Consider the following 19694-nt stretch of genomic DNA (forward strand, 5'->3'; position numbering starts at 1 on the left):
AATTGGTTTTTTATTTTAAGCTAGCTTTAAAATGTGTTTTTTGACGAGGTAATTAAAGAATTTATGCTTAAAATGATAGCTGTTGATGGAACGATGATTTTATCTCAGCTACAGAGTCTAATTGTAGACAAAGACGTTACGATGACAAAACTTAATAATGGGAATGGTGTTGAGCTCTAATTATGTGAGAGATAAATATTTTTAGATGCTATTTCATACAATTAATTAAAGATTGAACACAGGGTATTCAGCTGATGTTGCAGGTATGAGCATAGGTGATAGCGCTTAATTTATTCATTAAACGTCTATGAATTGAGTACTAATACCAATCGACTTAGATATTTAACCATTCTAGCGGGCTAAATAAAGCGCTAACAGCGTTATAAATTTTTCATGTTCGACTGCATGGATGCAGGAGGTAGAGCAATGCAGGAGCAATTGCTGAGATCAACACTATGTCAAAATTTATGCCTTGTTATCACCGTATTTACCTGTCGCTATGAGTGGTCAGTAACTTAACTCGATTGGTATAAAATTGTTAGTACAAAGGGCCGTTGAATCGAAAGTTGACAGGCACAAAAAAACCAGTTTTAACACTGGTTTTTTGTGCTTTTTAACCGTTCAGAAAAAATTATAGACGGTCAATTACAGCTTGAGTGAAATCGGTAGTTCCGTGGTTGCCACCTAGATCACGCGTTGTACGATCACCGGTCTTAATCACATCAGCTACAGCGCTACGGATGCGCTCAGCTGTATCACCCATTTCTAAATGCTCCAGCATTTGAATTGACGCTAGGATCACAGATGTCGGGTTTGCTAAGTTTTTACCAGCGATGTCAGGTGCACTACCATGTACAGCCTCAAAAATCGCTGCATCTTCACCAATATTAGCACCTGGCGCCATACCAAGACCACCAACTAGACCTGCACATAAGTCAGATAAAATATCACCAAAAAGGTTTGTTGTAACAATAACGTCAAACTCTTCTGGGCTCATTACTAATTTCATACAAGTAGCATCAACAATCATTTCTGTTGATTCAATTTCAGGGTAACGCTCTGCAACTTCACGTGCTACTTTTAAGAATAAACCTGATGTTGATTTTAAAATGTTAGCTTTGTGAACAGCTGTTACTTTTTTACGGCCTTCACGCACGGCAAGCTCATATGCAAAAGTAACGATTTTCTCAGCACCGTCACGCGTGATCATTGACATTGCTTGTGCTTCGTTACCATCTTCTGAAGTCACTTGGCCTAAACCTGAATACATACCCTGTGTATTTTCACGTACTGTGATGATATCAATATCATCGTAGCGGGCTTTTGTTCCGACAAATGATTTTACTGGGCGCACGTTTGCGTATAAACCAAATTGCTTACGTAATGTGACGTTGATTGAAGTAAAACCTTCACCAACAGGCGTTGTTAATGGGCCCTTTAAAGTGATTTTATTACGTGCAATAGTGTCAATAGTCTCTTGCGGTAATAATTCACCTGTTTTCTCTAAGGCAGCTAGACCAGCATCAACGAATTCATAATCAAAATCGCATCCTGCGGCTTGTAATATCTCAAGAGCTGAATCAATAATACTTGGACCGATACCGTCGCCTTTGATTACTGTGATGATTTTTTTGGTCATGAACTTTTCCTATTACGAGTTAGAAATACACGTAAATATGTCGCAAAAATAAACTGCGATAACTTGTTAGATAATTTACGTGAATGAGTTTGAAAATTTAAGCGGCTTTTATAGCAATTTATTCAACTTTTTGCCAGTAAAAACCGTGAAAATAGTCAATATGTCTTATAAAATGCGCTGTTTATACACTATTACTTAAACCTAGACTGGTTAATTGTGAATAAAAATTCGCAGTACTAGGCCAGCCAAGTTCTTTTAATACAGAATCTAAAATTTGCTTTTGCCACGGGCTGAGTACGTATTTTGGTTGATATACTTGTGTTGAAATTAACTTAACCGCAACCCATAACTTAGCCGAATCACTGAGTGATTTCTTTTTATGTTGCTCAGCATCTAATAAGGCTTGAGTCCATGGGTTATCACTTAAAACGGTGAGTAAGTACTGGCTGAGGGAGTCTGGGTCTAACTGTCGAACACCAAATAACCATGAGAGTAGGGGGCTTTTATCATTATTTGGTTCTTTACTATGCAATGTTTTTCGGCTTAGATCAGTACTTGCGTGCTCAATCAAATAACTTATATATGCATAAACAGGCAAGGCAAGTTGCTCAAATTGTTGCTCACTATTATGTCTGAAAAACAGTGCTAGAATATTAATTATACCGCGTAAACGACAATGAATATGACGCTGTAAAGGGTGCTTATGGGATGTTACAAGCTGCTCAAATAGTACGTGCTGTATTATTGCGGGGGCATTATCTAGGCCGACCATACACAGGCTATGTCGTAAGTCTTTACCAGGTAAATTTTCTTTATTATAAGGTTTAACTGACTGACATAAATTTTCAATTGTTTGAGTTTGATTCTGTAATAATTTAATCAATGCCGTGTATGAATATTCATGTTGTACTTTAACTTGGCTTATCAGTATTAAAAGCGCTTGTTGCTGCTCATTAACTTCCTCATTCTTTACAAGGTGCTCACTAAACCAAACACTGAATAAAACTCGCTTATCTATAATAGGCCGTTGTTTAGCATTGGCATCTAGTTGCGCTTTAATACTATGCCAGCGTATTTTTTGCTCTGTATCAATAGAAATAACAAGGTGTTTTTGAGTTTTATCTTCACCGATGTAAACGAGATCCTGTTCACCATGTTTAACAACACTTCCAGGTACAAAGGGGCCTATGTGTGCAATGATGCTTTTTAGTGCGTATTGTGCAAACTGATTGGGTGTACGTAAGTAAATATCAGCCACCGCTTTATAAACGCTGATATGATCATTGTGTTCACGATAAGTTATATTCATCGCGATTATATTTGCAAGGGCGACTAAAATTGTTGCGCCATCGTAAATCATAATTTGTGGTGTGCTAAGTAAGGCTTGTTTGTATTTATTTAGTCGTGCTAAAACTGCTGAGATATTATCCGTTGGCACCTGAGAAGATTGCAAAAGTTTAATAGCAAGCTGATGGCGACATTGCCACTGCTTTTTTTCTTGTAAATTAAGTGGTTGGCGAAGTGCTAACTTGTTACTTTGCGTTTGAACACATAAGTAGTTTGTAAGGCAAACAAAAATGAGTTGTTGTGTAACTTTACTATCATAACCTAAACTTTTGCAAAATGCGGTGATCAATACACATTGATTGACAACTAGGTTCGTCGTATACCCATAGCTTTTTACGTACAAAGTAAGTTGAGCCTGCATAGCATGTGGTGTGTGCTCATAGACTTGATAATAGCGTTCAGCTAATTGACTAAGTAGTGGATAAATATTGGGCCATTGGCTTTTATTATTATAACAGCGCAGCACTTGGTGTGTTTTTTCAAAAAGGGTTACCAGTGATTGTGGATTGACGGTATCCATTATTTAATATTATCCTTCGCGCTGATAGGCATCAAATGCACTTGGGCCCCATAAAACTAATTCACCATTTTTAAATAGTAACCCCGAGCACTCATCCATAGTGGTGATCCCGTCTGACTTTATATGCTGAGTGCGGTAGAAAATAATTTGCCATACTTCTTCTTTATCACGCTTTGCAAAGGTAAGGTCTGGACTACCTAAATAATCTAATACGCTGTTCAAATTAACGGGATTTTCTATCGTTAACTTATCAATATAACGCTTATTGAAAGCTTCGCGGTCTTGCCAAATCATTGCTTGAGGGTCATCTTTATAAAAAGTAATAACCAAGGTAGCAATTAAAGCATAGACACCTAAACCTAATATTAGATAGCGAAAAACCTTTTTAAACATCTGACACTCTTACACTGAAACTTAAAATTGAGTATACGCATAGTTGAAATTCAGTGCCATGCTAATGCGATTAATTGAGTCTTAACTGCTTTAAACTAAAGCCTAAGTTTATATCTGTGCGCAAACTAACCAAGTTTTTTGAAATAATATAGTCTTCCATACCAGACGCTAGTTTTTTACAGGTGCCGGGAGAAAGCGATTCATCATTGGCGGCTAACGTAATATCAGCGTGTTTAGCTATCACGTCTTGTGCTGTTTTAGTTCCAACACCTTTTATTCCAGGAATATCATTGGTTTTATCACCAGCCATGGCCCAAAAATCAATCAACCTAGCTTGTTCAACACCAAAGCGTTGGTGTATGGAATTTAAATCTAGATACTCTTTTTTAAAATAGTCGTACACACTAATGTAATTATTTAGGCTAGGTAAAAAGCCCTTGTCGGTAGATACAATAGTCGAATGTAGCTGATTCTTTGCCATCTTATGCGCTAAAGTGGCAATAATATCATCAGCTTCATCATTAACGGGTGCAAAAACAATAATACCAGTTTGCTCTATGGCGTGTTTAAATTTAGCGAGTGAATTTCTTAAAGTTTCAGGCATTGGTGCTCTGCTACTTTTATACTGCTTGTAATAATGATAACGCCAGCTTTTATCGCCATCAAAGACTGCAATAGCATGTGTTGCTTGGGTGATTTTTAGTAATTTTTCACAGGCATGCGCTACACGCGCGCAGCACGTTATAATCATTTGCTCATCGCTGCCTTTATTTTGATTACTATCAACAGCATAGATACGCCTAATTAAATTAAGCGCATCTATTAAAAGTAATTGTCCAGACACTAAATAAAAATCCTCATGCTTTAATTTCGTAACATGGAGTATATTTACTGCCGGGAAGTTTCATTCGTCCTTGTTCAACAAATGCACGTAATAATTTATCCATGGCGTTCATTAATTCAGGTTCACCACTTAAAATAAAGCGACCGTCTTGTTTTATTGCTTGGATCCCTTCATCTTTTACATTGCCGGCAACAATGCCAGAGAATGCACGACGTAGATTAGCTGCAAGCTGTTGCTTAGGTTGATCTAAATGAAGATCAAGTCCCGCCATATTTTTATGCGTTGGGGAAAATGGCTGTTGAAAATCGTTTTCTATTTTCAGTGTCCAGTTAAAGTAGTAAGCATCGCCTTGGCTCTTGCGGTAATCGCGTACATTAGCCATCGCAGATTTTAATTTAATACCCACTAATTCAGGGTTATCAATGATCACTTCAAATTTATCAAGAGCTTCAGTGCCTAACGTCATTTCTACAAATTTGCAGAGTTCAATGAAATAATTTTCGCTTTCTTTAGGCCCAGTTAAAATGACAGGTAACGACTGCTTTTGATTCTCAGGATGTAATAAAATGCCAAGTAAATAAAGCAGCTCTTCGGCCGTTCCCGCACCACCTGGAAAGATAATAATACCGTGAGCCGTTCTAATAAATGCTTCAAGGCGCTTTTCAATATCAGGGAGGATAACGAGTTCGTTAACGATTGGATTAGGTGGCTCTGCGGCAATAATGCTTGGTTCTGTTAAACCTAAATAACGGTTGTTGGTATTACGTTGTTTGGCGTGGCCAATCGTTGCGCCTTTCATTGGACCTTTCATTGCGCCAGGGCCACAACCGGTACAAATGTTTAAGCCTCTTAAGCCCAGTTCATAACCAACTTGTTTGGTATATTTATATTCAACTTCATTGATCGAATGTCCGCCCCAGCAAACTATCATACTCGGATCGCTGTTCACGCGAAGTGCAGCAGCATTACGCAACATATCAAAGACCATATGAGTAATGCTTTTTTGATCTGTTAAGTCTTTTTCGTATTTTTGGCAAATAAACAAGATGTCGCGTATCACAGAGAATATATGCTCGTGGATACCTGTAATAATTTCACCATCAACAAAAGCCGTAGTAGGGGGGTTAATTAATTCAATCTTAATGCCTCGCTCACGACTTACTAAGCGAATGTCAAAGTCTTTATATTTATTATAAATTTCAAGGCTTGAATCTGTATGGCTACCAACATTAAGTACTGCTAACGCGCAATTTCTAAATAATTTATAACGTTCACTCGTGGACGATTGCTCTAATAGGTCTACTTCTAATTGTGACAGTAAATCTAACACACCGGTAGGGTTTAACTGTATTAACATAGGCATTCTCCTTGCTGAAAAGCAGTTCGGTGGTCGTGATTATTTACTGATACATATTCGGTCACGACCTGTATTTTTAGCTTTGTAAAGCGCATCATCAGCGCGATCAAATGCACTTAAAGGGGTATCCCCTTTTTTAAACTGAGTAACACCAAGTGAAATTGTAATTTCGACTTGTTTATTCTTAAATTTAAATGGAATGCCTTTCACAGCCTTACGTAGTTTTTCAAGGGGCTGGCTTGCATGTTCAAGTGACATACCTGGCATTAATAAAACAAACTCTTCGCCACCATAACGTGCAATAAAGTCAGATTTACGAATCGACATTTGCAACGCTTTTGCAATTACTTGCAATGTTTTGTCACCAGCACTGTGTCCATACTTATCATTAATTGACTTAAAGTGATCAACATCAATAACCACTAATGTCATATCAGATTCTTGGACTGCAAAAAGGTGAAACTCATGATTAAAGCGTTCATCAAATGCAGCACGATTAGGTAATTTAGTTAAACCATCGAGTAGGCTTTTAAAACGCTGTTCATGTAAACGTTTTTTATACTTGGATAGCTTGCCTTCTAAACTACCAATTCGTTGATTTATTTCGTTAAAACTGGAAATTAACGCTTGACGGTCTTCTTGTTCAAGGCGTTCTTTTTCAATTAAATCTTGGCTAAGCGACTTTAATTCATTATCAACGAGTGCCTTTAACGATGAGATAGACGTTGCATTTTGCGTTTGTGACGTTAAATTGTTTATTTTACTTTCGATTCGTTTATTAAGTGCATCAAATTCAGCTCCCATCGATTGTGAGTGTTTGCTGGTTGAGACAATTGAATGATGTAATTCTTCAAGTGTTTGATTTAATGATACTAAAAAGCTTTGAGCGGATTGCCGCTCTTTACTTATATTACCGGCAATAATACGGATAATTTCAATTGCTGAAACTAATAAGTCATCCACAGTATCCGTTTCAGAGATATTATTTTTTATAGTTTTAACTTGTTCCGCAGCTTCATCTTCAAAGACTAAATCATTGGCTAAATTTAAGAGTTCTTTTGCCAATGAGGGTTGTAATGATGCTTGCTTAGAGTCAGTTAATGTAAGTTTTGCATGTAAAGCTTGATGGTAAATAGTAACAAGGCGGTTAAGAATAGGAATGAAATCCCTATTTGATTGGACCTGATTTAATTCATGATCGAGCAAGTGACGTAACGTACGTCTTGCGTCATCAGGCAGCCCTTTTGTTTTTTGCAGCTGTTTACCGGCATCTTGAACACTATTGTAAAGTTCACGCTGATGAGCTGACTGTAGGGCTTCTTGCCCCTTTAATAGAGTAAGAACTTCATCAATAAGCGGCGCGAACATTTCAAAATCGACCCCTTTTGCTAATGCACTACGAAATTTAGCTAAACGGTTATCAAGTTCAATGTCCATACCTTTACAGCTTAATGATAATTTAGCTGAAAAATGGGTTAATGTATCGACCTGTTGTTTGCGCGCATGCTCTATCACCATGCGCGACTCAATGGCTTGTTTAAGTTTTTTATTTAAAACTTCGATCTGTTGTGACACTGATAGCTACCGCCATTGATTAAATCTTTATATTGCCTTAAGTTTACAACAAAATTGGAACAAATGTAGTCGCGAAGTCAAAAACTTAGCATTTGATGGTGATTTTTATTCATCGGGCTTATAACTGTGTCTTTTTGTCGCTTTTAATTCACATTAATAGCCATCATTGTTAGGCTAATTTATAACATAGCAATGATAATTTAGAATAAAGAGTCTATATGAAACGTTTTTTAGCATTATCGGTATTAGCAGCACTCTCTCAGTCAGCATTCGCTGACGTAAATTACTCTCTTGAGATCACTCAACCAGAGCATCATTTAGGGAATGTAAGTGTTGCGTTTCCTCAAACAGCACAAGCTCATTTAGATGTTAAATTACCGGCATGGCGCACGGGTCGTTATGAGATTTTAAATCTGGCTAATGGTGTGCGTTTTTTTCAAGCAAAAGATGATGAAGGTAAAGCGCTTAATTGGGAAAAAATAAATGCCAGTACATGGCGTGTGCACTTAGACGAACCAACTGATGTGCAAATAGATTACCAAGTGTATGCCAATGAATTAGGTAAGCGTGCCCGTCATATTGACGATAGTCATGCATTTATTGATGCATCCGGCTTTTTTATGTTTAGTGAGTCATTTCGTCAAGAGCCTGTGACGGTAACCCTAGATGTTCCAAAAGCGTGGCGTTCTGTGTCAGGAATGGATAACGCAGGCTCAAAACATAGTTTTAAAGCTGCAGATTATGATGTACTGGTCGATTCGCCAATCGAAACAGGTCTTAATGAACATCATACTTTTAAAGTGGGTGGTCGTGACTATGAGCTAGTGATCTGGGGAGAAGGGAACTATGACGTTGACTTAATGTTAAAAGACCTTAAAAAACTAGTCACAACAGGCAATGTGATCTGGGATGATTATCCGTACGAGCGCTATGTATTTATGGTGCATGCCACATCAGGTGCTGGTGGTGCAACAGAGCATTTAAACTCAACCATCATTCAACGACCGCGAGATCGTTTTGGTTCGCGCGAAGATTACCTGGCATTTATTAGTACGGCTGCGCATGAATTTATTCATACGTGGAATGTCAAAGCGTACCGCCCAGAAGGGTTAGTACCTTATGATTATACGAATATGAATTTTGACAAGTTACTGTGGATTGCCGAAGGTTCAACTAGTTACTTTGAAGATCATTTAATGGTTCGTTCTGGTATATCAACGACAGATGAGTTTTTTAAAAGTTTAACAAAAACAGTTAACCGCCATTTATTAACGCCGGGTCGGGACGTACAAAGCGCCACTGAAACAAGTTTTGACAAATGGATTAATCAAGGTGGTGACCACGCGCGTAACTATAGCACCAATATATACTTAGAAGGGTCATTAATCTCCATGGCGCTTGATATTGATCTACTTGAGAATAGCCAAGGAAAGCAAAGTTATCGCGATGTTCATCGTGCTCTTTATAATTTACATAAACTCCCACAAGGGTTTAGCGTTGATAATGTGAAAGCGATTTTAAAAGACTTAACTGGGCGTGACTATAGTACGTGGTGGGCTGCAAATGTAGACTCTCCAGCTAAAATTGATTTTGATATTTTACTTAATAAAGTAGGGCTTGTGCTTGAACGCCCTAAAGGTGCTAAAACATTAGCAAGTGTTGATGCGATGGCTAAAAATAGTGGCGAGTTACTTACGCTAACGCATGTTCGCCGTGGTGGTGCTGCGTGGCAAGCGGGCTTAACAACGGCAGATAAAATTGTAGCGATTAACAAAAAGCATGTTGGAAAAGATTTAAAAGCGAGTCTGGAAACATTCAAAGCGGGTGACAAAGTGACGGTTGACTTTATACGCCGTGATGCACTACAAAGCACGACACTAACTCTTACTGAAGACTTTGATAAAGCTAAAAAAATCGTCATAAATAAAGAGGCTACTGAACAGCAAATGGCATTGTTTAAAGCATGGATGGGGGTCGATCATCCTAATCTAGTTAAATAATTAACATGACGAATGACTATACCCAAACCACCTCAAGATGAGACGCCCAACGGGTTGGTTTAAAAGCGATTTACACTGCGTTATTGATTTTAATAAGGGAACAACCATTATTTTCAATCAATGCCTTGCCTAAATCGCTTTTAATTCCAACTGAAACTGGATCTTGAGATGGCTTGAGTATAAATGGAGCTGCGGCTCCTTTTTTTTTATTAACCAAACTTTGCTTGAACATGTGATCTACAGATCAACTTACAGTGTTTTAAGCTACATAGAGCTTAAAAATTGAACCAACGAAGTGAAAGGTGCTAAGTTACACGTAGTTCATCAATTAAAAGGAATAATAATGAAATTAGAGTCGTTAGCACTTCATCATGGCTATGAATCAGAAGCCACCACAAAATCTGCCGCGGTGCCTATTTATCATACTTCATCTTATACATTTGATAACACTCAGCATGGCGCTGATTTATTTGACTTAAAAGTACCAGGTAATATTTACACTCGAATCATGAATCCCACCAACGCAGTTCTTGAGCAGCGACTAGCTGCAATGGAGGGCGGAATTGGTGCCTTGGCAGTTGCTTCTGGAATGGCCGCAATTACTTACGCAATACAATGTTTATGTGAAGTGGGCACTAATATTGTTAGCACCAGTCAGGTATACGGTGGCACGTACAACCTATTTGCCCACACATTACCACGCCAAGGTATTGAAGCTCGCATGATCAAAGCTGACGACTTTACTGCTTTTGAAAATGCTATAGATGAAAATACCCGTGCTGTTTTTTGTGAGTCAATAGGGAACCCTGCTGGTAATATTGTTGATATAGCACGCCTTGCAGAAATTGCACACAAAAAGGGTGTACCGTTGATTGTTGATAATACCGTTGCAACGCCTTACTTATGTCGTCCGTTTGAGCACGGTGCAGATATTGTTGTGCATTCATTAACTAAATACATTAATGGCCACGGAACTGCGATTGGCGGCATCATCATTGATTCGGGTAAATTTGATTGGAAAGCAAATGCGACACGTTTTACTATGATGAACGAGCCCGATCCGTCTTATCATAATGTTGTGTATACAGATGCATTCGCTGAGGCTGCTTTTATAGGCCGTTGCCGTGTTGTGCCATTAAGAAATACCGGCGCAGCATTGGCCCCTAAAAACGCGTCAGACATTCTAATTGGTCTTGAAACACTTGGCTTAAGAATGGAACGTCACTGCGAAAATGCCCAAAAACTCGCTCAGTACCTTGAAGATCATCCTAAAGTGTCTTGGGTTAATTACGCGGGCTTAGCATCAAGCCCTTATAATGAAATGAGTAAAAAAATTACGGATTCAAAAGCATCTGGAATTTTAAGTTTTGGCATTAAAGGCGGGGCCCAAGCGGGCGCTCGTTTTATTGATGCGCTTAATATGGTCTTGCGGCTAGTTAATATAGGCGACGCCAAATCACTTGCTTGTCATCCCGCATCCACAACTCATCGTCAACTCAATGATGATGAGCTTGCAAATGCAGGCGTTAGTCGAGATTTAGTTCGTTTGTCGGTCGGCATTGAAAGTATTGACGATATTATTGCAGATGTAAGCCAAGCCTTAGAGCGTGCTTAACTATAATCAGAAGCCTCTTATAGAGGCATTTTCCCTCTCAAACTTATTAATTAATCAATATATTAGTTTCTGACCGTTATAATGTAACAATTCATTGCAGGCCGATTGACCTCAAGCATACTTCGCGCGTACCCTATTGCGAATAAAATAAAAAGGATTATAAAATGCGTTTAAAACCTCTCATTGCAACACTTGCTGTTGCATTTTCGACGACAGTTATTGCAGATGAAGGAATGTGGCAGCCACATCAACTTCCAGAACTTGAATCAATACTAAAGGCTAAAGGGCTTGAAATTGATGCTAAGTCTATTTCTAAGCTTACAGAATTCCCGATGAATGCTGTAATTAGTTTAGGTGGGTGTACGGCATCTTTTGTGTCACCAAAAGGCTTAGTCGTTACCAATCATCATTGTGCTTATGGGTCTATTCAATATAACTCAACGCCTGAAAATAACATTTTAGAAAACGGCTTTTTAGCAAAAACACCCGCTGAGGATTTACCTGCGGCACCAGGCTCTCGCGTGTATGTTACAGAAACCGTGACCAACGTAACTGATAAAGTAATCAAAGGCACTGAAAAGTTGAGCGCAAAAGCACGTTACGATGCGCTTGAAAAAAATGAAAAAGCCCTCGTTGCTCAGTGTGAAGCTGATGACAATTACCGTTGCAACGTATATTCATTCCACGGTGGTTTAGAGTTTTACCTTATTAAATCATTAGAAATTAAAGATGTACGTTTAGCATATACGCCGGCAATGGGTGTAGGAAAATACGGCGGCGATATCGATAATTGGATGTGGCCACGTCACACCGGTGATTTTGCATTTTACCGTGCCTATGTTGGTAAAGATGGTAAGCCAGCTGAATTTAGTGAAGACAATGTACCGTACGTACCAGACTCTTACCTAAGTGTAAGTGCCAAAGGCGTTCAAGAAGGCGACTTTGTTATGGTAACAGGTTACCCGGGGCGTACTAATCGCTACCGAATTGCTGCGGAAGTTGATTATGTATTTAACACCAGCTACCCAAAAGCGCGTAAACATAACTCAAAGTATGTGTCTTTGATTGAAGAAAACTCAGAAGATGGTAGTAAAGCGCGAATTGCTTATGAAAGCACAATTGCAGGCTACAACAACTACATTAAAAACTACGGTTCAATGATTGAAAGCTTTAATAAAGGCAGTATGTTTGAGCGTAAAAATCAGTTTGAGCAAGACTTAACAAACTGGATCAATAGCGATCGTAAACGTAAAAATCAATACGGTAAAATCTTAGATGAATTGTCGGCTTTAGTTGCACAGTCTCAAAATCATAATGAACGTGACCGTATGCTTGGCTATGTACATCGTTCGCAAATGATCAGCACTGCACGTGGTTTATATCGTTTAGCATATGAAAAACAAAAGCCAAATGCAGAGCGTGAGTCTGGTTATCAAGAACGCGATTTACCGCGTTTTGAAGCGGGCTTAAAGCGTATGACACGTCGTTTTGATGCAACAGTTGATAAAGCAATTTTATTACACTTTTTAGAGTTGTATGCTGCGTTACCAAAAGCAGAACGTTTTGAAGATGTTGATAACGCATTTAAACTACAAAATGGGTTTGATAAAACAAAGCACAGTGAATTACTCTCGCAAATGTACGCAAATTCATCACTTAATGATGAAGCCGCTCGTTTAGCGTTATTTGAACAATCTTTAGCGCAAGTAGAACAAAGCGAAGACCCATTTATGCAATACGCTAAAGCGATATTTGCAGTAATGAAAGCAGAAGAAGATAAAGACAAAGCGCTTGCTGGTAAATTACAAGCTGCACGCCCGAAACTAATGAGTGCAATCATTGCATTTAACAAAGCACAAAATAAACCAGTTTATGCTGATGCTAATAGCACTTTACGGGTAACGTATGGCACGGTTGGCGGTTATTCGCCACAAGATGGTTTGGTTGCAACGCCATTTACCTCACTTGAAGGTTTACTCGCTAAAAACACCAATGTTGACCCATTCAACGCGCCTGAAAATCTACAAAAACAGATTAAAGCTAAGTTATATGGCGATTACACCGGTGGTATGAATACTGTGCCAGTTAACTTCTTATCAAATGTTGACACAACAGGCGGTAATTCAGGCTCACCAACGCTTAACGGCAAAGCTGAGCTTGTTGGTTTACTCTTTGACGGTGTTTATGAAAGCATCATTGGCGATTGGGATTATAACCCTGCACTTAACCGCTCAATCCACGTCGATTCACGCTATATGTTATGGGTGATGGATAAAGTTGATAACGCAGAAAACTTATTAGATGAAATGAAAATCGTAAAATAAGTAATAGCTAAAATAATCAAAAGGCGCTTACCTTAACCGGAAGCGCCTTTTTTGGTTATTACGTAGGTTGGTAGAGTGTAGCGAAACCGAGCAAATTGTTTTTAGTCCCGCTTGAACTACTTTTTATAAATACTTACTCAAATAGTGCAAAAATTCTTGTATTTGAATGAGATAGATAAGCATACTTTAGTTATAATAAGTGACCAGCTAAATCCATAGAGTTAACATTAGTATTTTCCCATGAGTGTTCATCCGCCCATTCAATGGCAATATTTTTTAATTGCTCATCATCAATTACTGCTAAGTTTTCAGAAAAACTCGTTGGGAGTACCCAAAGGTTGTCGCTTAAAGCAGAAGCTGAACATTTAAAGCAGCCAAGCAAATCTCCAATTTGATCCTTGGTAAAACGACCGCCAGCTAGTAATGAATTTTCAGGTACTTCATCAAAGCTATTTATATCGCCCCCTTCTTTTTCTGCAAAAAATGTAACGTCCACACTCAATCCTTTAGGTATTTATAAAACGCTTTGCTAAGCGGAAAATAATGGTTGGCTATAATCGCGAAGCGATGGCCAACGGTTATTTTTCCGTATAAGCAACTTATGTACAGCCCGACATGGGCAATGACTTATGAGGTGAAAGTCCTCTGTAGGAAGAAAAGGAAAACAGTTTTACTTCCGATGAAACTTAAAATGGGTGTCATTTTAAGTTTCATTATCGCTGATATTAGCCAAGCGTTAGATAAAGCTTAAACATATTCAGATTGGCGTTTTGGCTACCAAAAGCGCCTATTACTTATTATCGTGTCGAACCGTTTCTAAAATCGCTTTTTTTTCACTATTGGATAATATAATCCAATCAAAAATCTCTTCGCTGGTGCGCCCACAGCCTGTGCAGTAGCCCTTTAAGCGGTAGCATTTGCCAATGCAGTCGGTTTTTAGCGGGAGGGTGTTTGATTTAATTGGTGAAGTCATAATGTCTTTTTTAAAGTTGCGTGATATTTAAAGGCCAGTTTAAGTGGGCATATACCCACTCCACCTTCAAAGGGACTACCATTATTGCAAAGTAATACCTGAGATTAAGTTCCTGTGAAACGTTGGGTTCAGCATTGTGAGGTGGTATGGGTTTATATATTAAATTGTCGCTATTTGCTTGATATTGGTTTACCAACTTCTAATGAAGTAGACCACGGTGTGGTGCGCGATAAAGTCTTTGCAGTGTGAATTGAAATTACAGGAGTTTTGTCATCCAATACAAAAGTAGTGCGTAATGAGTCTGCTGATTCTTTTTGCTTTTCAAGCCAGTTTTTTTGTACTAAACATTCACGGGTAAAATCGACCGCTTTTTGGTGTAATGCAACGGCGGTTGTTTGCTCTTTAAAATCGCCTTGGCAACGATATGTAACCGTCTGTGCATCAACGGCTGTTATTTGGCAATCCTCACCAACCAGATCGTATTTTGCAGTCCACGTTTCCATGTACTTAGTATTAACACGTGTGCCCTTTAACTCTTCAAAGCGGTTATCATAGGCATTCAATAACCCGTTGATTTTTTCACAGGGAGTAAGATTATCAATAGTTGTTTGTTGTTCGGTGGTTAAACTTGTGCAGCCAGATAAAATTAGGCCAGTTAACAATACTGATAAAGACTTTTTCATAATGCGCTATCCTTTTGTAATAGCTAATCCTTCGAAGTGATGTTAAGGATACCTAAGGGCTTGAAAAAATGCTATGAAAGAGGTGAAAATAAAAGGGCGGTTTGATTTTTTATCAAATGGGTTATTGAGAATTGTTGGGTATATCAGTACTCAGTACTGGAAATTACATGCCCCAGTGCTGAGCACTATCATTACTTAAACAAAGTCATTGCGTAAATAAACGTTAAAGTGTTTGCTTTTGTACATTTTTTATTTTAACACGACCGGAGCCGTCAGCAACTAAAGTGAAGCTTGCTGCTGTATCAACATAAATTCCACCTGATCCATCGGTTACCGACACATCGCCATCCACATTTTCAATATTGATATTGCCAGAGCCATCATGAACCTTTACATCACTAAGGGTATTAGTTAAATCAATACTTCCTGAACCGTCATGTATATCCACCGTGCCGCTGACATTGTTGACAGTAATGCCACCTGATCCATCCTCAATGATTAAGTCACCTTTAATAGTGTCAACATTTATTGCGCCAGAGCCATCATGAATTTTTGTTGCAGCCGTATTCTCAATTAAAATCGCGCCTGAGCCGTCGGTAATATTCAGGCTAAATGTTTTCGGTAATGCCACTGTTAAGTCAATGCGTGTTTGCTGGTCATTATTACTATTACAATTATTTGCAGTGAGCTGTGCTGTTGTGCCTTTGTTAGCTAAATTAAGGCAGTAATTGTCGTGCGCTTCATATTGGTAAATTTCAGCTTTTACAGTGATTGCAGTTGTATCACTGCCCACTATATTTAAAAAACCTGATCCTGCCTCTACCTTTAATGCCGTTAGCGACTGCGCATCAAGTGTCAGCTGTTTTGTGTTCTGTAATGTCATATCGTTATTCCAAGCAAAAGCTTGAGTTGATACGAGTACGGCACTGATTAGAGTAAGTCGTGTAAATATATTAATCATCATTATTCCCTTTCTATTCTTGTCATGTTTTTAGTTTAGTCGCACAAAGCGCTAGAAAGGTTTAAAGCGAAGTCAATTATTTTTAGTCACTCTTATTTTACCTTTAAATCTGGTAATTAGAATTTAACTGATATTTGTAAATGGAAGATGAGCAGGTGCTGAGCAGTTTAAAGGTCTCTCTAGTGCTAGCTTATTTAAATGTGCTTAGCTAAAGCTTTATTTTGAAACTTTCCCGTTGCTTTTTTGGGTAAATTAATTTATAGATAGCTGGATTTTTATACTGTATATACATGTAGGGGAATCATACTGAACAACATAACCGATAGTAAATGTGCAATACTCAGAGCGGCACTTACTCTATAAAGTATATGATTATTGCTAAAATTTTAAGGATGAATCAATGAATTTAATCAAGATGGTATTAATATTACTATGTCTATCCATCTGCAATATCTTTGCAAGTCAACTTCCGAATGATTGTCTGTCTGAAAAAAACTATAAAAGTGGGGACATTTGCCAATTCGAAAATAGGTTGTTTATCGCAAAGCATTGGGTAAAAGGGTTTGATATAGCTAACAGTGCTTGGTTTGAAATACCAGTAGATACCGCAATGGACTGGCAAATTAAAACAGCTTATCAATTTGGCGATGTAGTCATGTTTGAGAAGCACTACTTTGTCGCTACACAGTGGAATATAAATAATTGTCCATTGAATTTAATTACCTGCCCTAAAGGTTCAACACACTATGAAAGCTGGCAAAGCTTTACCTATGGTATACCCAAAAATAATGATGTTAAACTATCATTTAAAACTGTTTATGATCATGATAGTGCAATGCCATATGCTGAAATACCTATCTTAATTGATAATGTTTATGTAGGTGCAACTAATGAAAAAGGGTTGCTTAATACAACATTTAAACTTAGCTCTGGCGCTAAAGAGGTAATCATTGCTTATAAGGGCTATGCATTCAAAACGGCTATGGAGCAAGGTCAACACTATGACTATATATTTGAGTTAAATGAATCGAACCTGCATTATGAAGATTCACAACTAATAGGGTTTCCTCAGCATTTAAACGATAGCCAGCCATTGGAACTATATTTTGAGGACTCTTTAGGTCACCAACTCAGGTCTCAGTACCTTGAAAGTGTAATATTGAGCAAACCTGCGAATTATTTACTTGGCACGCACGATGTTACTGAGTATTTTAGTTTGAAAGATAATGTGATTCGTATTAATAAAACAAATGAATTTTACACCAAACTCAAAGAGCTTGATCAGGGGCCGTTGGAAATATGCTTCACAACATCAAATGATTATCACCAGTTTCCGTCACGATGTGTCTCTTTCTTTTAACAATCAGCACAATTAACGTTGAAGATAACTATCCCAGTGAATCTAAGTCAACTTATCAATATTGAAGATATCACACTAGCAGTCACAAACGAACAAACGCAAACAAAGTTGTCATTAAGCCCTGATTCGCAAGGTAATATTGTTATTCCAGAATTGGAACTAGGGTTGTGGCAAGTGAATGGTAAAATAGAACACCCTACAGGGGATTATTATCGAACGTTCGCTCAATTTGAATTAAATGAAAATACAATGGTGAGCTTACGATATTTTTCATATGCGAAAAATGCAACATTATCCGATTATTTTGACGTCTTAATACCGTTGACTAAGAAAATAAATAGTTCAGAAATAAATAACCAATCTTTTTCAGATGCAACTACTCTTGATGATTATCAATTAGCTCAAGATTTATTTTTGAAAAATATTGAAGGTTAAAACATACTGGCTACTGATATTAGCAATAATAAAAATGCAAAAATGATTGGTGTTTCTACTCGATATCAGCTTTGGGATAAAGAATATGAGTTTACCCTTCCGGATGGCGTTGAGTCATTTAATCTAACTTACAGCGTCTCGACAAATATGTGGCAATATTTTGGACATGATGTTTGTTTAGGGCAATGGAATGATTCATGGGAACTATCTTTGCAAAACAATAATGGATCATTTTATTATGCGCAGAAAAGAGGAATATACTCACAACTTTATCTTGGCCCTATTTTAAAACCTAATCCTGATGGTGCTTCTAGGGCTATTATTTCTGAGGTTTTTAATGTTTCACACATTAATCCTAAAAATAGAACGTTCAAAATAAAAGTGGATATAGGAAGGAGTGGAAGTTATGGCTCAAATTGTAGGTGGAGTATGGTCCTTGCTTCTATTAATTACCCGAAAATTAAGTTAGTAAAAGTCAAAAGCATTTCATCAAGTGGTAAGATAAAGTACCCAAGTGAAATAGTGTCAATTCCTAAGTTAGGAAACAAGAATGTATTTAACAGGAGTTATGATTTAACGATCTCTAAAGCAGAAAATACTGTTCTGTCTTCCATTGACGTTTATCTAATGCCACCAGAATCTATTAGCACTCCAATTCTAGTTAATTCTTATGATTTTATGTCTAAAGAAGTTATAAATTTAGGTGGTGATGTATACAGAGTACCAGTAACATTCACACTAGAAGGGAATAAAAGTAACTTAACAGAAGCACGATTTCGAAATTTTAAATATCAATTTATAGTCAATGGCTTTCATGATAATCAAGAAGTAAATTCTCAGTTATTGTCAGGAGCACATACAGCACTTTGGGCGATGCCTGAAAAAGTTAAACGTTTTGGTTGGACTCGTGACAAAGGCGGAGACGATTGGTCATCAAAAGGAGCTTATGCTTGGCTGGAAAATAACTTCAGTCTTATTACACGAGTAAACGATATATCAGGTGAGCATGGGCGTAACATCGGCCATAAAAGTCATAAATATGGTACAGATATAGACACCTTTCAATTTACGGAGTTGGATAATAAAAGTGGTCAGGAAAACTACAATCGTTTGCAAAGGGCTGTGAGTAATTATTTTGTTGGAAACACAATGGTGTCGGATGAACAAAAGCACTTAGATATAGTTAAAATATGGGTAAGTAATCAAAGGGCTGGCTTAGATGCACTATCAACAGTGTCAGAGGTGCAACGTTTATATTCTGGTTATGGTTCTAAATATGGCGAACTGTCAGCCGGTTGGTTATATAGCCTTATGATAAATGGTAATTTAACGATTGCTACAAAGGTACTCGAAACTGGCTTAGGGAGCTGGGAACCAAGTAATAAAATGAAGTTTAATAATGTTCATAATAACCATGATCATATTACCTTAGATCCAAAGGCTTTAATTTTAATACCTTAGATAAATTACGCTTTAAACTTAATTATCTAAAACCTACAGAAATTATTATTTATTTGTAGCTAAAGCATGAAAAGTGATTTTTTAATTTCACAACCTCCGGCTTCATTTTATTGATATATAAAGCGGAGCCGAGAGGTTGATCAAATCAAATTTTACGTCAAACTAGTTAAGAGAACAATAAATAATTGAGTCAAAATATGAACTCAG

General features: G+C 37.7%; 17 protein-coding genes. 6 read left to right on the forward strand and 11 right to left on the reverse strand.

Annotated elements, in window-relative coordinates; translation table 11 throughout:
• Positions 1-631 precede the first annotated feature (631 nt).
• From HJP15_RS00800 to HJP15_RS00825, 6 genes are all read right to left on the reverse strand, one after another.
• Positions 632-1639 carry an isocitrate dehydrogenase gene (locus HJP15_RS00800; RefSeq protein WP_054203770.1) on the reverse strand — a complete coding sequence of 336 codons (1008 nt, stop codon included), beginning with the start codon at positions 1637-1639 and terminating at the stop codon, positions 632-634.
• A 181-nt stretch (positions 1640-1820) separates the two neighbouring features.
• The gene (locus HJP15_RS00805; RefSeq protein WP_054203769.1) at positions 1821-3506 is read right to left on the reverse strand and encodes a hypothetical protein; all 1686 of its coding nucleotides are present in this window, start codon (positions 3504-3506) and stop codon (positions 1821-1823) included.
• 9 nt (positions 3507-3515) lie between these two features.
• Complete coding sequence (locus HJP15_RS00810) at positions 3516-3899, reverse strand: DUF3192 domain-containing protein (protein WP_054203768.1); 384 nt, start codon at positions 3897-3899, stop codon at positions 3516-3518.
• A 70-nt stretch (positions 3900-3969) separates the two neighbouring features.
• On the reverse strand, positions 3970-4743 hold the full coding sequence (xni, locus tag HJP15_RS00815) for a flap endonuclease Xni (protein ID WP_170172836.1): 774 nt from the start codon (positions 4741-4743) through the stop codon (positions 3970-3972).
• Positions 4744-4756: 13 nt separating this feature from the next.
• Positions 4757-6100 carry a nucleotide 5'-monophosphate nucleosidase PpnN gene (gene ppnN, locus HJP15_RS00820; RefSeq protein WP_054203766.1) on the reverse strand — a complete coding sequence of 448 codons (1344 nt, stop codon included), beginning with the start codon at positions 6098-6100 and terminating at the stop codon, positions 4757-4759.
• A 39-nt stretch (positions 6101-6139) separates the two neighbouring features.
• Entirely contained in the window at positions 6140-7618 is a 1479-nt protein-coding gene (locus tag HJP15_RS00825) for a GGDEF domain-containing protein (protein WP_054203892.1), read from the reverse strand.
• 275 nt (positions 7619-7893) lie between these two features.
• Between HJP15_RS00825 and HJP15_RS00830 the strand changes: the two genes are divergently transcribed.
• On the forward strand, positions 7894-9675 hold the full coding sequence (locus HJP15_RS00830; protein ID WP_170172837.1) for a M61 family metallopeptidase: 1782 nt from the start codon (positions 7894-7896) through the stop codon (positions 9673-9675).
• Between the two features lie 70 nt (positions 9676-9745).
• Here HJP15_RS00830 and HJP15_RS00835 read toward each other — a convergent pair whose 3' ends face one another.
• Positions 9746-9907, reverse strand: coding sequence for a hypothetical protein (locus HJP15_RS00835; protein ID WP_170172838.1), 162 nt, complete (start codon positions 9905-9907; stop codon positions 9746-9748).
• Positions 9908-10018: 111 nt separating this feature from the next.
• On the opposite strand from HJP15_RS00835, the gene HJP15_RS00840 reads away from it, so the two are divergent.
• A complete protein-coding gene (locus HJP15_RS00840; RefSeq protein WP_170172839.1) occupies positions 10019-11290 on the forward strand; it encodes an O-acetylhomoserine aminocarboxypropyltransferase/cysteine synthase family protein in 1272 nt (423 codons plus the stop codon).
• 164 nt (positions 11291-11454) lie between these two features.
• Entirely contained in the window at positions 11455-13614 is a 2160-nt protein-coding gene (locus tag HJP15_RS00845; protein WP_170172840.1) for a S46 family peptidase, read from the forward strand.
• 190 nt (positions 13615-13804) lie between these two features.
• On the opposite strand, the gene HJP15_RS00850 is transcribed toward HJP15_RS00845, so the two are convergent.
• The 4 genes from HJP15_RS00850 to HJP15_RS00865 all read right to left on the reverse strand — a co-directional run bounded on the left by HJP15_RS00850 (position 13805) and on the right by HJP15_RS00865 (position 16234).
• Complete coding sequence (locus HJP15_RS00850) at positions 13805-14110, reverse strand: hypothetical protein (protein ID WP_170172841.1); 306 nt, start codon at positions 14108-14110, stop codon at positions 13805-13807.
• A 294-nt stretch (positions 14111-14404) separates the two neighbouring features.
• Positions 14405-14587 (reverse strand): DUF1289 domain-containing protein, encoded by a 183-nt coding sequence (locus HJP15_RS00855; RefSeq protein WP_054203761.1) that lies wholly within the window; start codon positions 14585-14587, stop codon positions 14405-14407.
• Between the two features lie 170 nt (positions 14588-14757).
• Positions 14758-15270 carry a hypothetical protein gene (locus tag HJP15_RS00860; protein WP_054203760.1) on the reverse strand — a complete coding sequence of 171 codons (513 nt, stop codon included), beginning with the start codon at positions 15268-15270 and terminating at the stop codon, positions 14758-14760.
• 223 nt (positions 15271-15493) lie between these two features.
• Entirely contained in the window at positions 15494-16234 is a 741-nt protein-coding gene (locus tag HJP15_RS00865; protein ID WP_170172842.1) for a DUF4097 family beta strand repeat-containing protein, read from the reverse strand.
• Positions 16235-16631: 397 nt separating this feature from the next.
• Here HJP15_RS00865 and HJP15_RS00870 point away from each other — a divergent pair, with 397 nt between their 5' ends.
• Genes HJP15_RS00870 through HJP15_RS00880 form a run of 3 tightly spaced genes read left to right on the forward strand, consistent with a single transcriptional unit; the run spans position 16632 to position 19487 of the window.
• A complete protein-coding gene (locus HJP15_RS00870; protein ID WP_170172843.1) occupies positions 16632-17591 on the forward strand; it encodes a hypothetical protein in 960 nt (319 codons plus the stop codon).
• Positions 17592-17627: 36 nt separating this feature from the next.
• Positions 17628-18026, forward strand: a complete 399-nt coding sequence (locus HJP15_RS00875) for a hypothetical protein (protein WP_170172844.1) — start codon at positions 17628-17630, stop codon at positions 18024-18026.
• A 42-nt stretch (positions 18027-18068) separates the two neighbouring features.
• Positions 18069-19487 (forward strand): hypothetical protein, encoded by a 1419-nt coding sequence (locus tag HJP15_RS00880; RefSeq protein ID WP_170172845.1) that lies wholly within the window; start codon positions 18069-18071, stop codon positions 19485-19487.
• Positions 19488-19694 lie beyond the last annotated feature (207 nt).

Origin of the sequence: Pseudoalteromonas sp. NEC-BIFX-2020_002 (assembly GCF_013002825.1) — a bacterium.
In the GTDB taxonomy this organism is placed as follows: Bacteria; Pseudomonadota; Gammaproteobacteria; order Enterobacterales; family Alteromonadaceae; genus Pseudoalteromonas; species Pseudoalteromonas neustonica.

Excerpts from the sequence above, each read along its gene's own strand:
- HJP15_RS00800 (WP_054203770.1), bottom strand. The coding sequence starts at position 1,639 with ATGACCAAAAAAATCATCACAGTAATCAAAGGCGACGGTATCGGTCCA.
- HJP15_RS00805 (WP_054203769.1), bottom strand. The coding sequence starts at position 3,506 with ATGGATACCGTCAATCCACAATCACTGGTAACCCTTTTTGAAAAAACA.
- HJP15_RS00810 (WP_054203768.1), bottom strand. The coding sequence starts at position 3,899 with ATGTTTAAAAAGGTTTTTCGCTATCTAATATTAGGTTTAGGTGTCTAT.
- ppnN (WP_054203766.1), bottom strand. The coding sequence starts at position 6,100 with ATGTTAATACAGTTAAACCCTACCGGTGTGTTAGATTTACTGTCACAA.
- HJP15_RS00825 (WP_054203892.1), bottom strand. The coding sequence starts at position 7,618 with ATGGTGATAGAGCATGCGCGCAAACAACAGGTCGATACATTAACCCAT.
- HJP15_RS00830 (WP_170172837.1), top strand. The coding sequence starts at position 7,894 with ATGAAACGTTTTTTAGCATTATCGGTATTAGCAGCACTCTCTCAGTCA.
- HJP15_RS00835 (WP_170172838.1), bottom strand. The coding sequence starts at position 9,907 with ATGTTCAAGCAAAGTTTGGTTAATAAAAAAAAAGGAGCCGCAGCTCCA.
- HJP15_RS00840 (WP_170172839.1), top strand. The coding sequence starts at position 10,019 with ATGAAATTAGAGTCGTTAGCACTTCATCATGGCTATGAATCAGAAGCC.
- HJP15_RS00845 (WP_170172840.1), top strand. The coding sequence starts at position 11,455 with ATGCGTTTAAAACCTCTCATTGCAACACTTGCTGTTGCATTTTCGACG.
- HJP15_RS00855 (WP_054203761.1), bottom strand. The coding sequence starts at position 14,587 with ATGACTTCACCAATTAAATCAAACACCCTCCCGCTAAAAACCGACTGC.
- HJP15_RS00860 (WP_054203760.1), bottom strand. The coding sequence starts at position 15,270 with ATGAAAAAGTCTTTATCAGTATTGTTAACTGGCCTAATTTTATCTGGC.
- HJP15_RS00865 (WP_170172842.1), bottom strand. The coding sequence starts at position 16,234 with ATGATGATTAATATATTTACACGACTTACTCTAATCAGTGCCGTACTC.
- HJP15_RS00870 (WP_170172843.1), top strand. The coding sequence starts at position 16,632 with ATGAATTTAATCAAGATGGTATTAATATTACTATGTCTATCCATCTGC.
- HJP15_RS00880 (WP_170172845.1), top strand. The coding sequence starts at position 18,069 with ATGATTGGTGTTTCTACTCGATATCAGCTTTGGGATAAAGAATATGAG.